The sequence below is a fragment of the Rhodanobacter sp. FW106-PBR-R2A-2-24 genome, assembly GCF_058789615.1.
In genome coordinates, this window is the sequence record NZ_JBYTBV010000002.1 from 1,675,792 (window position 1) to 1,689,992 (window position 14,201).

The 14,201-nt window shown below is 68.4% G+C and carries 15 protein-coding genes; 9 read left to right on the forward strand and 6 right to left on the reverse strand.

What is annotated here, in order from left to right:
* Positions 1 to 130 precede the first annotated feature (130 nt).
* On the forward strand, positions 131 to 916 hold the full coding sequence (locus AC3WQA_RS08970; RefSeq protein ID WP_492674724.1) for an ankyrin repeat domain-containing protein: 786 nt from the start codon (positions 131 to 133) through the stop codon (positions 914 to 916).
* 124 nt (positions 917 to 1,040) lie between these two features.
* Positions 1,041 to 2,408, forward strand: coding sequence for a glutamate--cysteine ligase (locus AC3WQA_RS08975; RefSeq protein ID WP_492674725.1), 1,368 nt, complete (start codon positions 1,041 to 1,043; stop codon positions 2,406 to 2,408).
* Between the two features lie 281 nt (positions 2,409 to 2,689).
* Here AC3WQA_RS08975 and dcp read toward each other — a convergent pair whose 3' ends face one another.
* The 3 genes from dcp to bioD form a co-directional block, all read right to left on the reverse strand.
* Entirely contained in the window at positions 2,690 to 4,900 is a 2,211-nt protein-coding gene (dcp, locus tag AC3WQA_RS08980) for a peptidyl-dipeptidase Dcp (protein ID WP_492674726.1), read from the reverse strand.
* A gap of 103 nt (positions 4,901 to 5,003) precedes the next feature.
* Positions 5,004 to 5,354, reverse strand: coding sequence for a hypothetical protein (locus AC3WQA_RS08985; RefSeq protein ID WP_492674727.1), 351 nt, complete (start codon positions 5,352 to 5,354; stop codon positions 5,004 to 5,006).
* Positions 5,355 to 5,413: 59 nt separating this feature from the next.
* Positions 5,414 to 6,094 carry a dethiobiotin synthase gene (bioD, locus tag AC3WQA_RS08990; RefSeq protein WP_492674728.1) on the reverse strand — a complete coding sequence of 227 codons (681 nt, stop codon included), beginning with the start codon at positions 6,092 to 6,094 and terminating at the stop codon, positions 5,414 to 5,416.
* A 58-nt stretch (positions 6,095 to 6,152) separates the two neighbouring features.
* Here bioD and AC3WQA_RS08995 point away from each other — a divergent pair, with 58 nt between their 5' ends.
* On the forward strand, positions 6,153 to 6,668 hold the full coding sequence (locus AC3WQA_RS08995) for a GAF domain-containing protein (RefSeq protein ID WP_492674729.1): 516 nt from the start codon (positions 6,153 to 6,155) through the stop codon (positions 6,666 to 6,668).
* A gap of 88 nt (positions 6,669 to 6,756) precedes the next feature.
* On the opposite strand, the gene yihA is transcribed toward AC3WQA_RS08995, so the two are convergent.
* Positions 6,757 to 7,374, reverse strand: coding sequence for a ribosome biogenesis GTP-binding protein YihA/YsxC (gene yihA, locus AC3WQA_RS09000; RefSeq protein WP_492674730.1), 618 nt, complete (start codon positions 7,372 to 7,374; stop codon positions 6,757 to 6,759).
* A 106-nt stretch (positions 7,375 to 7,480) separates the two neighbouring features.
* On the opposite strand from yihA, the gene AC3WQA_RS09005 reads away from it, so the two are divergent.
* The 6 genes from AC3WQA_RS09005 (at position 7,481) to AC3WQA_RS09030 (ending at position 11,620) form a co-directional block, all read left to right on the forward strand.
* Positions 7,481 to 8,248: a c-type cytochrome gene (locus AC3WQA_RS09005; RefSeq protein WP_492674731.1), complete on the forward strand. Its 768-nt coding sequence runs from the start codon at positions 7,481 to 7,483 to the stop codon at positions 8,246 to 8,248.
* A gap of 66 nt (positions 8,249 to 8,314) precedes the next feature.
* On the forward strand, positions 8,315 to 9,217 hold the full coding sequence (locus tag AC3WQA_RS09010) for a thiol:disulfide interchange protein DsbA/DsbL (protein ID WP_492674732.1): 903 nt from the start codon (positions 8,315 to 8,317) through the stop codon (positions 9,215 to 9,217).
* A gap of 120 nt (positions 9,218 to 9,337) precedes the next feature.
* The gene (locus AC3WQA_RS09015) at positions 9,338 to 10,003 is read left to right on the forward strand and encodes a thiol:disulfide interchange protein DsbA/DsbL (RefSeq protein WP_492674733.1); all 666 of its coding nucleotides are present in this window, start codon (positions 9,338 to 9,340) and stop codon (positions 10,001 to 10,003) included.
* A 63-nt stretch (positions 10,004 to 10,066) separates the two neighbouring features.
* Positions 10,067 to 10,861, forward strand: coding sequence for an endonuclease/exonuclease/phosphatase family protein (locus AC3WQA_RS09020; RefSeq protein ID WP_492674734.1), 795 nt, complete (start codon positions 10,067 to 10,069; stop codon positions 10,859 to 10,861).
* Positions 10,858 to 11,250 carry a hypothetical protein gene (locus AC3WQA_RS09025; RefSeq protein ID WP_492674735.1) on the forward strand — a complete coding sequence of 131 codons (393 nt, stop codon included), beginning with the start codon at positions 10,858 to 10,860 and terminating at the stop codon, positions 11,248 to 11,250. The genes AC3WQA_RS09020 and AC3WQA_RS09025 overlap by 4 nt, the downstream gene beginning before the upstream one ends.
* A 157-nt stretch (positions 11,251 to 11,407) precedes the next feature.
* On the forward strand, positions 11,408 to 11,620 hold the full coding sequence (locus tag AC3WQA_RS09030) for a hypothetical protein (protein ID WP_492674736.1): 213 nt from the start codon (positions 11,408 to 11,410) through the stop codon (positions 11,618 to 11,620).
* 34 nt (positions 11,621 to 11,654) lie between these two features.
* Here AC3WQA_RS09030 and AC3WQA_RS09035 read toward each other — a convergent pair whose 3' ends face one another.
* Both AC3WQA_RS09035 and AC3WQA_RS09040 read right to left on the reverse strand, forming a co-directional pair.
* A complete protein-coding gene (locus tag AC3WQA_RS09035; protein ID WP_492674737.1) occupies positions 11,655 to 12,338 on the reverse strand; it encodes an SDR family NAD(P)-dependent oxidoreductase in 684 nt (227 codons plus the stop codon).
* Positions 12,339 to 12,351: 13 nt separating this feature from the next.
* Positions 12,352 to 13,935, reverse strand: a complete 1,584-nt coding sequence (locus AC3WQA_RS09040) for a glycoside hydrolase family 17 protein (RefSeq protein WP_492674738.1) — start codon at positions 13,933 to 13,935, stop codon at positions 12,352 to 12,354.
* Positions 13,936 to 14,201: the final 266 nt, after the last annotated feature.

Sequence of the window (14,201 nt, forward strand, 5' to 3'; positions counted from 1 at the left end):
AGCCAATAAAGGGCAGGAAAGCCCTTTATTGGCATCAGTACGGCTTTGGCTCTAAAGACGCCAAGCGTTGATCTTGCCTCTGCCCCTGATCGGTTCCATGCTGTCGCCTCCCGACGCGAGGAGACATGGAATGCTTGCCCGTCTTGCCCTGATCGCTTGTGCATTCTGCATTGCGCAGACTGCCATCGCCGCAGAACCCGCACCCACCAGCGACAACCTCTGCCGTCAGCAACTGCCCACGATCCACGAGGCCTGGCTGCACGGCGCATACGACGCCCTGCCCGCCGCCTCGGCGGCCGTGGTCGCGGCCATCGACGGCAAGCTGCCGCAACTGCGGCATAGCCTCGCGTCACTGCCCACGGCTGAACAGCCGCGCTGGCGACAAGTCGCCATGCTCACCGCCGCCAGCGCCTACCAGCCCGCCGTGGTCGACGGCTTGCTGGACGATGGTGCAACGGTGGACGACCAAGCCTTGTTGCCACCGTTCAAGCAGGCGTTCGCCAAACAACTGAGCGATACCGCCAGCCACGACCCGCTCTTCGGCGGGCCGAACACGATCAAGGCGCTGCAGGCACAAGACCTGGTGGCCAACCGGGCGAACGCCTACGGCCCGGCCCTGCTCGTTGCCGCGCATTGTGACGACACGGCTACCCTCGACGTGCTGCTGCGCCACCATGCCGACGTGATGGCGCGGGCAGCGCCGAACGCGGCCGATGCCCTGACCGTGGCTGTCGTCGATGGCTACGCCGGCATCGTGCAGCACCTGCTCGACCACGGCGCCAACGTCTGTGCGGACGACCAGCGCATCCGCAAACCTGGCGTCACGCTGGCCAGCATCGGCCACCGCAGCCGCCTGCCGAACGCGCTGATGCAACGCCTGACCTGCCACGCAGCGGCCACCGTCGCCGCTCCCTGACGGCCGCGTCCGGCACGGCCGCACCGCCCACCTGTACCGCTCCGTACAAAAATTTTGACCTAGGCCCTTTTCGTGGCCGCTTCGCGCCTCCATAGTCGGTGGATTCCCCACCAAGGCCCGACCCGTGTCCATAGCCAGCGCCGTCAAGAACACTCCGATCAGCGGCCGCCAGCAGCTCATCGACTACCTCGCCGCCGGCGAGAAGCCGCGCGAGGCCTGGCGCATCGGCACCGAGCACGAGAAGTTCGGCTTCCGCACCGACGACCTCGCGCCGCCGCCCTTCGAGGGCGAGCGCGGCATCCGCGCCCTGCTGGAGGGCATCGCCCAACGCTACGGCTGGGAGATCGTGCGCGAAGGCGAGGCCCCGGTGGCGCTCACCCGTGGCCAGGCCAACATCACGCTGGAGCCGGCTGGCCAGTTGGAGCTTTCCGGCGCACCGCTGGAAACCATCTTCCAGACCTGCCGCGAAGTGGACGCGCACCTGGAGGAAGTGCGCGCCGTGGCCGACGGCCTCGGCCTCGGCTTCCTCGGCATGGGCTTCCAGCCGAAATGGCGGCGCGACGAGATGCCGTGGATGCCCAAGGGCCGCTACAAGATCATGCGCGAGTACATGCCCAAGGTCGGCTCGCTGGGCCTGGACATGATGACGCGCACCTGCACCGTGCAGGTGAACCTGGATTTCTCCAGCGAAGCGGACATGGTGAAGAAATTCCGCGTGGGCCTGGCGCTGCAGCCGATCGCCACCGCGCTGTTCGCCGACTCGCCGTTCACCGAAGGACGTCCAAACGGCTATCTGTCCTACCGCTCGCACATCTGGACCGACACCGACGCCGACCGCACCGGCATGCTGGATTTCGTCTTCGCGGATGGTTTCGGCTACGAACGCTACGTGGACTACATCCTCGACGTGCCAATGTATTTCAGCCACCAGCACGACCACTACGTCGACCTGGCCGGCGCCGACTTCCAGCGCTTCCTGCGCGGCGAGCTGCCCCAGCTCCCCGGCGTCAAGGCCACCATGCGCGACTTTGCCGACCACCTCACCACCGCCTTCCCCGAGGTGCGGCTCAAGCAATACCTGGAAATGCGCGGCGCCGACGGCGGTCCCTGGCACCGGTTGTGCGCGCTGCCAGCGTTCTGGGTCGGCCTGCTCTACGACGACGAAGCGCTGGACGCCGCGTGGAACCTGGTCAAGGACTTCAGCCGCGCGGAACGCCACGCGCTGCGCGACGGCGTGCCAAAGCAGGCGTTGAAGCTGCCGTTCCGAAACGGCACCGTGCATGAGCTTGCCCGCGAGGCGCTGGCCATCGCCAGCCACGGCCTTGCCCGCCGCAACCGGCAAAACGCCAAGGGCGCCGACGAGCGGCATTTTCTCGAACCGCTGCACGAGATCGTGGAGAGCGGGCTGACCCCGGCCGAGCGCAAGCTCGAACTGTTCCACGGCGCCTGGGGCGGCAGCGTCGATCCGGTGTTCAAGGAGTTCGCGTACTGAGCGACGCTTAAGGCAGGGGCAATGGCCCGTTGTCGCGATCGCGTACCACCTCGGCGCGCCGGATCATCTGCTGCACGTCCGGCGCGGCATGGATGTGCACCAGCTCCACTGGAGCGGTTCGGGCGAGCCATGCCGGGGTTCTAAAATCTGGAATGCCGATTTGCCAGTTAAATGGGCTTCATTTGAAAATTAAACCCGGCCCGCTACGACAAGCCGGCCCAAGGCGCTGAAAAGGAAGGGCCGGCTTGCGCCGGCCCTTCTTGTCTTTCGACTGCGCCCGCTTACTTCTTCGGCGCCGCCTTCAAGCCGCGGTCGATCAGCATCGGTTCGATGCTGGGATCCTTGCCGCGCCAGTCCTTGTACAGCTTGGACAGCTCCTCGGTGTTGCCGCGCGAGAGGATCATGTCGCGGAAGCGCTGGCCGTTTTCGGCGGTCATGCCACCGTGCTCCTTGAACCACTCGAAGGCGTCGTCGGCGAGCATCTGCGTCCACAGGTAGGCGTAGTAACCGGCCGAATAGCCGTTGCTCCAGATGTGCAGGAAGTAGCTGGAACGGTAGCGCGGCGGCACGTAGGCAAGATCCACGCCGTCCTTCTTCAGTGCAGCAGCCTCGAACTTGTCGACGTCCTGCCTGGGTGCGTTGGCGTCCAGCATGTGCCAGTTCATGTCGAGCATGGCGGCGGCCACCAGCTCGGTCATGTCGTAGCCCTTGTTGAACATGCCGGCGTTCTTCATCTTGTCGACCAGCGCCTGCGGCATCGGCGCGCCGGTTTTGTAGTCCTTCGCGAAGTTGGCGAACACCTTGGGGTTGGTCGCCCAGTGCTCGTTGAACTGCGAGGGGAACTCGACGAAGTCGCGCGCGGTGGCGGTGCCAGACAGGCCGGGGTATTGCTCATCCGCGAGCATGCCGTGCAGCGCATGGCCGAATTCATGGAACATCGTGATGACGTCATCGAACGACAGCAGCGCCGGCTGGCCCGCCGCCGGTTTGGTGAAGTTGGCGACGTTGTAGATCACCGGCTTGGTGCCGAGCAGCTTCGACTGGCCGACGAAATTGTCCATCCACGCGCCGCCGTTCTTGTTGTCGCGCTTGAAGTAGTCGCAGTACCACAGCGCCAGCGACTTGCCATCCTTGTCGAACACCTCGAACACGCGCACGTCCGGGTTGTACACCGGGATGTCCTTGCGCTCCTTGAAGGTTAGGCCGTAGAGCTGGTTGGCGGCGTAGAACACGCCGTCCTTCAGCACGTTGTCCAGTTCGAAATATGGCCGCAGTTGGCTCTCATCCAGGTCGTACTTGGCCTTGCGCACCTGCTCGCCGTAGTACTGCCAGTCCCACGGCTGCAGCTTGAAGCTGGGTTGGCCCAGCGCCTTCTGATCCTGGTCGATCCGCGCCTGGATCTCGGCGGCCTCGGCCTTGGCGCGGGCCACTGCGGCGGGCGCGAGCTTCTTCATGAAGCCCATCGCCGCCTCGGGCGTCTTGGCCATCTGGTCAGTCAGCGTCCACGCGGCATAGTTCGGGAAGCCCAGCAGCTTGGCTTCCTGCGCACGGATCTGCGCGAGCTGCTCGATGATGCTGCGGGTGTCGTCGGCGTTGCCGAGTTCGGCACGGTTCCACGAGGCCTTGAACAGCGCCTCGCGCGTGGCGCGATCCTTCAGGGTCAACAGCTCGGGCTGCTGGGTGGTGTTCTGCAGGGTCAGCACCCACTTGCCGGCCAGCCCGCGATCCTTGGCCGCCTGCGCAGCGGCGGCGATGTCGGCGTCGGAGAGGCCGTCGAGCTTGGCCTTGTCGTCCACCACCAGCGCGCTGTCCTTGGCGGCGGCGAGCAGCTTGTTGTTGAACTGCGCCTCCAGCGTGGACTCCTGCTGGTTGAGCGCCTTCAGCTGGGTCTTGTCGGCGTCGGACAGCTTGGCGCCGTGGTGCACGAAGCTGCGGTAGGTCACCTCGATCAGGCGCTGCGATTCCGGATCGAGCTTCAGCGTGGCGCGCTGGTCGTAGACCTTCTGCACGCGGTCGAACAGCTTGCTGTCGAGGTACAGCGCGTCCTGGTGCGCGGCGAGCTTGGGCGCCTCGGCCTCCTGCACCTTCTGCAGCGTGTCGTCGGTGTTGGCGCTGGCGACGCCGTTGAACACCATCATCACGCGGTTGAGCAGCGCGCCGGATTTCTCCAGCGCCACGTAGGTGTTGTCGAAGGTGGGCGCGTCGGTGTTGTCGGCAATCTGCTGCCACTCGGCGAGCTGGTCGGCCATGCCCTTGTCGAGAGCCGGCTGGTAGTCGGCGTCGGTGATCTTGTCGAACGGCGGCGCCTGGAACGGCAGCGTGCTGGCGGTGAAGAATGGATTGGTCGCCTTGGCGGCGGTCACCGACGCGGCGGCGCTGGCGGGCTTGGCCGGTGCGGTGGAAACCGGCGTGGGTGCCGGCTTGGCTGGCTCGTTCGAACAGGCGGCGAGGACGATGCTGGTGGCCATGGCGATCATGCGTAGACGAAACATGCGGGATTCCCGGTCGGTGCGCCCGGCGGCGCTGTGAAGAGGCAACAGCCACCGACTGTACCGACTGCAGCCCTGATTTTGCCAGTGGCGGCGCGGCGCGACGTCAGCCCGGCCGCACGTCGTGCAGCTGCCAGCCTGCGCCGATCAGCCAACCCAGGCGCTGGCGCAAGAGGCTCATCGGCAGGTCGGTCACCACCTCCACGTCCACCTGCAGATCGGCCACATGCGCGCGCACCAGCGCCAACTGATCGGTGGCGCCCAGCGCGGGGTCGACCTCATCGGGTTCGGCCTGCCTGGCCTGCCAGCGCTGGAACAGCAACGGGCTGCGCAGGGCCTCGTCCAGCGCGGCGGCGAAGTCGGCCGGACTGCTGCCATTCCAGGCCAGCGCGGGGTCGCTGCCACGCGCGTGGGCGAGGTCGGCGATGGAGAGGTAGTAGTGGTTGCGATGCGACATGGAGCGTTCCTGCGGTTGCCTGCCAGCATGCGAAAGCTGTGGCATGGCCGATGTGAAATTCAGCGTGCCAGCGCGGCCAGATCGAGTTCGGCGGCGGCCTGCGCGGGCGCCACGCCGTGCGGCAGCACGCCGAGGCAAGGCGCGCCCAGCAAGGCGCGCAAGGTGGCCAGGTTTTCTTCCGCCGCGTCCATCACCGGGTCGATGCGATTGGCGATCCAGCCGACCAGCCGGCAGCCGTCGGCGCGAATCGCCTCCGCACTGAGCAGCGCGTGATTCAGGCAGCCCAGCTTCAGGCCCACCACGAAAATCACCGGCAACTCCCACGCGCGGGCGATGTCGGAGGCGAACAGGCCCGGGGCCAGCGGCACGCGCCAGCCGCCCACGCCTTCCACCACCACCGCCTCGTGACAGGCACACAGCGCGTCGAACGCCTCGCGCAACTTCGGCATGGCAATCGTCACGCCATCGTGCGCGGCGGCCAGGTGCGGCGAGAGCGGCTCGCGCAGCGCCACCGGGTTCGACTGCGCATACGGCGGCAGCGGCGCGCTGCTGGCCTCGCGCAGCGCCAGCGCGTCCTCGCTGAGCAAGCCTTGCGGCGATGCGATGCAGCCACTGGCGACCGGCTTCATGCCGGTGGCGCGCAGCCCCCGGGCACGCAGGGCATGCAGCAGGGCGCAACTGGCGTGGGTCTTGCCGATACCGGTGTCGGTACCGGCGATGAAATACGTGCAGGGGGACATGGCATGGCGTGAGGCGGGCAAGCCGCGCATCATAGTCGGGTCACGACCGGAGCGTTCCATGTTCGAAACCAAAATCTCGTCGTTCGCCAGCAAGCGCGAGCAGTACGCCGACCTCGCGCAGCAGGCGCGCAGCCTGCTGGCCGGCGAACCCAGCCTGATCGCCAATGCCGCCAACTTCAGCGCGCTGGTGTTCCACGCCCTGCCCGAGCTGAACTGGGCCGGCTTCTACCTGTTCGACGGCAAGGAGCTGGTGGTTGGCCCATTCCAGGGCAAGCCGGCCTGCATCCGCATCGCACTGGGCCGCGGCGTATGCGGCACGGCGGCGCAGACGCGGCAGACCCAGGTGGTGCACGACGTCAGCACCCATCCCAACCACGTCTACTGCGACAGCGCCTCGCAGTCGGAAATCGTGGTGCCCTTGGTGCGGGCCGACGGCAGCCTGCTTGGCGTGTGGGACGTGGACAGTCCGCGCACCGGCCGCTTCGACGAGGACGATCGCGCCGGCATGGAGGCGCTGTGCGCGGTGTTCATGGCCGCCGTGGCTGCCGGCGGGAGTCCGCTGGCGGGCGATTGAAGTCTTTCGCCCGCAGCCTCATCGCGCGGGAGCACGCCGGCGGGCGACGCGGCTCTCGCCAACGCCCCACCGCCTGTACGCGCAAACCCTACCCGCGCGGCGTGCCCAGCAGCTCCACCACCCGCGCGCGCGCCTCCTCCACGCCGGTACCGGCAGGCGAGGAGAACACCTGGGCGGTGGCGTGCAGGCCGTCGGGGAAACTCTTGCGCATCGCCGCCAGCGCCTGCGCGGACTGGTTGCGCGAGAGCTTGTCGGCCTTGGTCAGCAAAAGGTGGCAAGGCAGGCCGGTGGCGAAGCAGAAATCCAGCATCATCCGGTCGAACTCCTTCAGCGGATGGCGGATGTCGGCGATCAGCACCACGCCGCGCAAGCTCTGCCGACGATGCAGGTAGGCATCGATCTCCTGCTTCCAGTGCGCGCGCAGGTCCTCCGGCACCTTGGCGTAGCCATAGCCGGGCAGATCGATCAGCCGCCATGGCTCACGATCCGCCACCTCCGGCAAGGCGAAGGCCACCATCTGCTGGGTGCGCCCCGGTGTCTTGGAGGTGCGCGCCAACCCCTTGTGGCCGGTGAGCGCGTTGAGGGCACTGGACTTGCCGGCATTGGAACGGCCGGCGAAGGCCACTTCGGCGCCGCCGTCGGCAGGCAGTTGGCTCACACGATGGGCGGCGAGCACGAACTGCGCGCCTTGCAGGGGATTGGGCATGGTTTGACCGGGACGCGAAGGCACAGGGATAATCGGACGGTTCTGCCAGCAGCGCCGGAGCCGGCAAGCGGTGGCAGCCATCGACAGGTTTTCGGGAGAGCAGTGTATGAGTTTTCGCTACGCAGGTTTTCGACCGGCCGCGCTGGGCTGTGCCGCGCTGATCTTCGCCCTGGCCTCCGGCACCAGCCTTGCGCAGGCGGCCACCGCGGCAAGTACGCCAGCGCCGGCCGGCACCGCCGCCCCGGCCACCGCGCCAGCGACCATCCCCGCCGCCGAAGCCGCTGCGGTGAAACCGGGTGACGCGACCGCCGGCCAGGCCAAGGCTGCCGCCTGCGGCGCCTGCCACGGCATGGACGGCAATTCCAGCGACGCGCAGTACCCCAAGCTGGCTGGCCAGAGCGAGCAGTACATCGTTCGCCAGCTGCAGAACTTCAAGAGTGGCGCGCGCAAGAACCCCATCATGCTGGGCATGGCCACGCCGCTGTCCGAGCAGGACATGCACGACATCGCGGCCTATTTTTCCAGCCAGAAGCGCCTGCCCGGCGTGGCCGACCAGGCGCTGGTCGAGGCCGGCCAGAAGCTCTACCGCGAAGGCGACGCCAAACGCGACGTTCCGGCCTGCATGGCCTGCCACGGTCCGGACGGCATGGGCAACCCAGGCGCCATGTACCCGGCGCTCGACAGCCAGCACGCGCAGTACGTGGAAACCCAGCTGAAAGGCTGGCACGACGGCAACGCCTGGGGCACTGACGCGCACTCGCAGATCATGCCCGGCATCGCCAGGAAGCTCGACGCCAACGACATCGCCGCCGTCGCCAGCTACATCGAAGGCCTGCACCCGGCCAGCGCCGCCAAGCCCGCTGCCTCGCCCTGACCGAACCCCGCGCGCCGGCTTCGTGCCGGCGCCGCCGCCCTGCCCCGCCCCTCGAGGTCACCCCCGATGTTCAAGCGTCTGCCTTTCCTGTGCGCCGCCCTGCTGGCGCTGACCGCCTGTGGCCACGCCACCGACAACGGCACCACCGTGCCGGCCACCCCGGCACCGGCCGCCACCCCCGCCAGCACAGCGGCGCCAGCCACGGCGGCCACGGTGGCTGCCACCAGCACGCCGGCACCGGCCGCCAGCAGTGCGCCCGCCAGCGCCGCCTCGACGCCAGCGGCGGCATCCAGTGCGCCGGCCGCTCCCGCCAGCACCGCCGCCACGCCGACCAAGCCCTTCGTCGACAACGGCCAGTGGGTGGAAGGCAAGGATTACTTCCGCATCGACCCGGTCCAGCCCAAGTACATGCCGACCGACAAGATCGAGGTGGTGGAGGTGTTCTCCTACGCCTGCCCGGCCTGCAACGCCTTCCACGGCGCGATGGATCAGATCGAGAAGAGCCTGCCCAGCAACGCGGTGGTGCACTACCTGCCCGCCGCCTTCCGCCCGGACGAGAACTGGCCGGTGTACCAGCGCGCGTTCTTCGCCGCCGAGGCACTGGGCGTGCGCGCCAAGGCGCACGATGCCTTCTTCGACGCCACCTGGAAGACCGGCGAAACGGCCACCTACGACCTCAGCCAGGGCCGTCCCAAGCCCAAGGCTGCCTGGCCCACCATCGAGGACATCGCCAAGTTCTACGGCAAGTTCGGCGCCGACCCCAAGGAGTTCGCGGCAGTGGCCAATTCCTTCTCGGTGAACACCAAGATGAAGCAGGCCGACGACCTCATCAAGGCCTACGCTGTCGCCGGCACGCCCACCATCGTGGTGGACGGCAAATACCGCTTCTCGCCCTCGGATGTCGGCACCATGCAGCGCGCCATCGATCTGACCCAGTGGCTGGTGGCCAAGGAAGCCGCCGGCAAGTAAACCCGCACCAAGTCGCCGGGAGGCGGCTTGCTGGCCGGCGGATGAAGCCTGCCGTGTCGATGCGGCGGACGCGATGTTCGCGCCGCCGGTTTTCAGCGAAATTCCGCGGAGTCTGTCGTGATGAAACACCTCGCCCACCTGCGTCTGCTCACCCTGCTCGCCGGGCTCCTGATCGCCAGCGTCTGCTCCGCGCAGTCCAGCGCGCCAGCGCCCTACACCGAGGGCAACCAATACGTGAGCCTGCCCGGCCCGCACCAGCGCTACAGCGCGGAGGGCACGGTGGAGGTGGCCGAGGTGTTCTCCTACGGCTGCATCCACTGCGCCGAGTTCGCGCCCGTCGCCGAGAAGCTCAAAAAGTCGCTGCCCAAGGGCGTGGTGTTCAAGCTGGTGCCGGCGCCGTTCAGCGAGCAGTGGCTGCCGTTCGCCCGCGCCTATTACGCAGCCGACAAGATGGGCGTGGTGGAGCGCACCCACCTGCAGCTGTTCGTGGCCAAGTTCGCCCAGCATTACCCGATAAACACACTGGACGAGCTGGCCGACTTCTACGCCCGCGAGGGCGTCGATCGCGCCAGATTTCTGAGCCTCGCCAACTCGCCGGAGGCCACCGCCAAGCTCAAGGCCGACCTCGCGCTGGAAGCCAAATGGGGCGTGGATGGCACGCCTACCCTGGTGATCGACGGCAAATACCGGGTCACCCACGTGCAGTCCCTGGACGAGCTTTCCGCCGTGGCCCAATGGCTGGCCAAGCGCGAGCTGGACGCGGCCAACCGGCACGGCGGCCACTGACCGCGGCGGCGCCACGGGCATTCACGCAAGCTACCCCGTCGTGCGTGTAGCCTGTACCGGATCATGGAACACCCAGCCACCCCGCTCGCCGCTGCCCCCCGGCACCTGCGCCTGCTCAGTTGCAACATCCTGGCCGGCGCCAGCGTGCAGCGCTACAGCGAATACGTCACCCGCAGCCTGAGCGCGGTGCTGCCCGGCCGGCGCAAGATCGACAACCTCGACCAGCTCGCCACGCTGCTGCCGGAGTTCGACGTGATCGGCTTGCAGGAGGCCGATGCCGGCAGCCTGCGCTCGGGCTTCCTCAACCAGACCCGCTACCTGGCCGAAGCCGCCGGCATGCCGTACTGGAGCCACCAGCCGAACCGCCCGCTGGCCAAGCTCTCGCACACGGCCAACGGCCTCATCAGCCGCATCGCGCCCAGTGCGGTACTCGACTACCCCTTGCCCGGCCATGGCCGCGGCGCACTGCTGGTGCGCTTCGGCGAAGGCGAACAGGCGCTCGCCGTGGTGATCGCCCACCTCTCGCTGCGCGCGCCCACCCGCGCGCACCAACTCGGCTTCATCGCCGAGATCCTCGAAGATCACCCGCACGCCGTCTTGATGGGGGATCTGAACACCGCTCCCGACAGCGCGGAAATGCGCCAGTTGTTCGCGCGCACCCGCCTGCAGCCGCCGGCGCGCCCCACGCCCACCTTCCCCAGCTGGAAACCCCGGCGCGCGCTCGACCATATCCTGGCCTCGCCGACGGTGACGCTGGAGCGGGTCTGGACACTGCCGCAGGCTTTCTCCGATCATCTCGCGCTGGCAGCGGAGGTGAGCCTGCCATCCCTTGACACGACATGGCGCAAGGCCGGATGACCCCACGCACGCTGCGCAACCTGCTGCCCTGGTGCGGCTTGATTCTCGCCGGGCTGGGCGCGGCTTGGCTGCGCTACGGGCTGATCGAGCAGCCCGCGCTGGCCGACCTGTGCGCGCCGACGACGGCGCCGGCGTGGTGCCCGCTGCGCCAGGCGCTGGTGCTGGGCTTCCTGCACGAGGTCTACGGCGTGGCCGCGCTCGTCGCGAGCGCGCTGGCGCTGTGGCGGCGATCCATCGCGCTGGCTGCGCTCGCCGCCATCCTGGGCGGCTTCGCCCTGGTGCTTTACAACGTCGAGCCGGGCGCCCTGGCGCTCTTGCTCGGCTGCCTGCGCCTGGTGCAGTTGCAAGGCGCCGGCAGCCCGCAAGCCGTCGCCACGCCCGCGCGCTGACTCCCTCCACCGCTCGCGCCATGCGCAAGGCCGCCTGGCGGTGTCAGGTTTGCCCTACATGCGGCGAGCCGGCCGCCGCTACCCGCGCCCCGGTGGCCGGCCAACACTGTCACGGTTACCACCACTCCAACCGCCGCATGGCGACGGAGGCAGTCGCATGAACACCATCTTCAAGATCGTGGAAGATGCCCGCAGCGGCCTGTGGTGTGTCTGCCGCGACGACGAGCATCTGCTCAACCGGCTCTCCATCGCCACGGCCATCCGGTTCGCGCGCAAGTTCGCCAGCGACGAGCACGCCGCCACCTCGCATCCCATCAAGGTCGTGCTGTCTTCGCCCGACGTGGACGCCATCCTGGCGCAGCACGCCTGATCCGCCACCACCGGCCAGGCTGGCGGCGCGGGCCTCACACCCTCCCGGTGACCGGGATCAGCGCGCCGGTGATGGCACTGGCGGCATCGGACAGCAGGAACATCACCACGCCGGCCAGTGCGGTCGGCTGCACCCAGCGGGAAAAATCCGCCTCGGGCATGTCGGCACGGTTGGGCGGCGTATCGATGATGCTGGGCAAGAGCGCATTGACGGTGATGCCGCGCGGTTTCACTTCCTCGGCCAGCGACTCGGTGAACCGCATCACGCCGGATTTGGAGGCCGTGTAGGCTCCCACGCCGGCGCCGGCCTTGAGCGCCGAAGCCGCGCCGATGTTGACGATGCGGCCGCGCCCGTCGGGCAGGTGCGGCAACGCGGCCTGGCTGGCCGCCACCGCCGTGCGCAGGTTGATGCGGTAGAGCAGATCCCAGGTATCCAGGCTGCCGCCGGCCAGCGACTCCCAGCGGAAGGCACCGGCAATATTGACCAACGCATCCAGCCCGCCCATCGCGGCGGCGGCGGCGTCAATGGCGGCCTTGGCAGCACCGGTATCGGCCAGGTCCACGCCGCCGAAACCATGCGCGCCGTCCAGCCCTGCCGGCACCGGCGCACGGTCGATGGCGGCCACTTCGTGGCCCGCCGCCAGCGCGGCCTTCACCACGGCGGCACCCAGCGTGCCGAAAGCGCCGGTAATCGCGATGCGCTGCTTGTTCGATGACATGGATGCATCCTCCTCAATGAGTTGGGCTGACTATGGTGCCGCGTGCGCGCCGCGCCGCCAACAACACCGGCAGCGCGATGGCGAGGTTCAGCGCCAACCACAGCCAGGTGGCCGGATCCTCGCCCAGCTCCAGCGCCACCACCGCGCCGGCCAGCACCGGCAGGCTGGCGGCAAGGAACAGCGCCTCGCGCGACGGCGCGCGCGCGCGGCCATCCAGCCAGGCACTGAGCGCATAGCCCACGCAGGGCAATGCAAACAGGCCCAGCGGGAAATCGCGATAGCGGCCATCGAACACCATCAAGAGACCGTACAACGCCAGCACGAACAGCCACGCGAAGCGCCAGCGCCCCGCCGGCGCGCGTGTGTGCGGCGCCCCGGCCAGTTGTACCGCCAGCCAGCGCGCCAAGCGCAGTGCCGTGAGCAAGGCGGCGAGGCAGGCCAGCACGGACAGCGTCCACTCCCAGCCATCACGGCAGGCATAGACCATCTGCCGCGCCTGCCAGGCCAACGCGCCGCCGCTGGCGAAACCCATCAGGCCCAAGGCCAAGGCGCCACGCCGATGCCGCCGCCATAGCGCCAGCACGAACACTCCCGCGCCCACCGCGCCGGCCAGCCAGCCCAGCCACCAATCGGGGATTTCCACCACCGGGCCGGTCATCGCGAACTTGGGGTGCGCCTGTGCATCGAAGATGCCCCAATAGCCGCCCACGGTACCCTCCTGCGCGCGCTTCCACGGCTGGTCGAAAGCCTCGATCACGTTGTAGGGCATGTGCACGGTGGCGGCGTAGCGCAGGAACTCGCGCAGATAGCGCGCCTCGTTCACCACGCTGGCGCGCGCCTCGCGCCGCGGCCGGCCCGCGCTGGGCCAGCCGGTTTCACCGATCATCACGCGCTTGCCGGGAAAGGCCTGCTGCACCTTGGCGTAGACCGCGGCCACATGCGCCACCGCGCGCTCGGGCGGCACCGGCTGGTCCTCCCAGTAGGGCAGGATGTGGATGGTGACGAAGTCCACCGCGTTCGCCAGCGCAGGGTGCTTCAGCCAGAACTCCCACACGTCGGCATAGGTCACCGGGATCGTGGCCGGCAGCGCCGCGCGCACCTCGGCCAGCGCCGCCACGATCTGCCTTTCGCCCAACTCGCCGCGCAGCAGCACCTCGTTGCCCACCACCACGCCGCGTAGTACCTGCGGGTACCTGCGCGCGGTGGCGATGCCCAGCGCCAGTTGCTGTGCGTTGGCCTTGGGGTCGCTGCCCAGCCAAATGCCCATCAGCACCTGCATGTGGTAGCGCGCCGCGATGCCCGGCACCGCCGAAAGCCCCTGCCCCTGCGAATAGGTGCGCACGCAATCGAAGCGCGCGGAGAGCGCGCGCAGATCGGCGTCGATGCGCGCAGGGCTGATGAAGGCATGCGGATCCAGCGGCGTCTCGCCCGGACGGCGGAACGGCGCATAGGAGACGCAGGCGATGCGCGCCGACGGCGCATCGGGCAAGTCCACCGGCCGCCCCGCCAGCCACCACCACGCGGCGCTGGCCCCGGCCAGCACCCACAGCGCCAGCCAGACGACGAGGCGACGACGTGATGACGGAGAAAACGGCATGCCTTACCTGCGCGCGTCTGACGAAGGGCGCCAGCTTATCAGGCCGCCGTCTGTTGCCTGCATGTCGGCACCCGCGCAGCGCCTCCCATCTCTCTGGTGACTGCAACCACACTACCGCAGCGCCAACGGTTCCAAAGGTGGGTAACGCCAAGACCAAGCACGGACAGGCGTGCCACGGAATCGTCGGTGGCTCAGCTTGCACGCACAGCGTCCCGCCGATTTCGGCTTGGTCGTGCGGTTTGAAGGAGGGTAGACGGCTGAGCGGA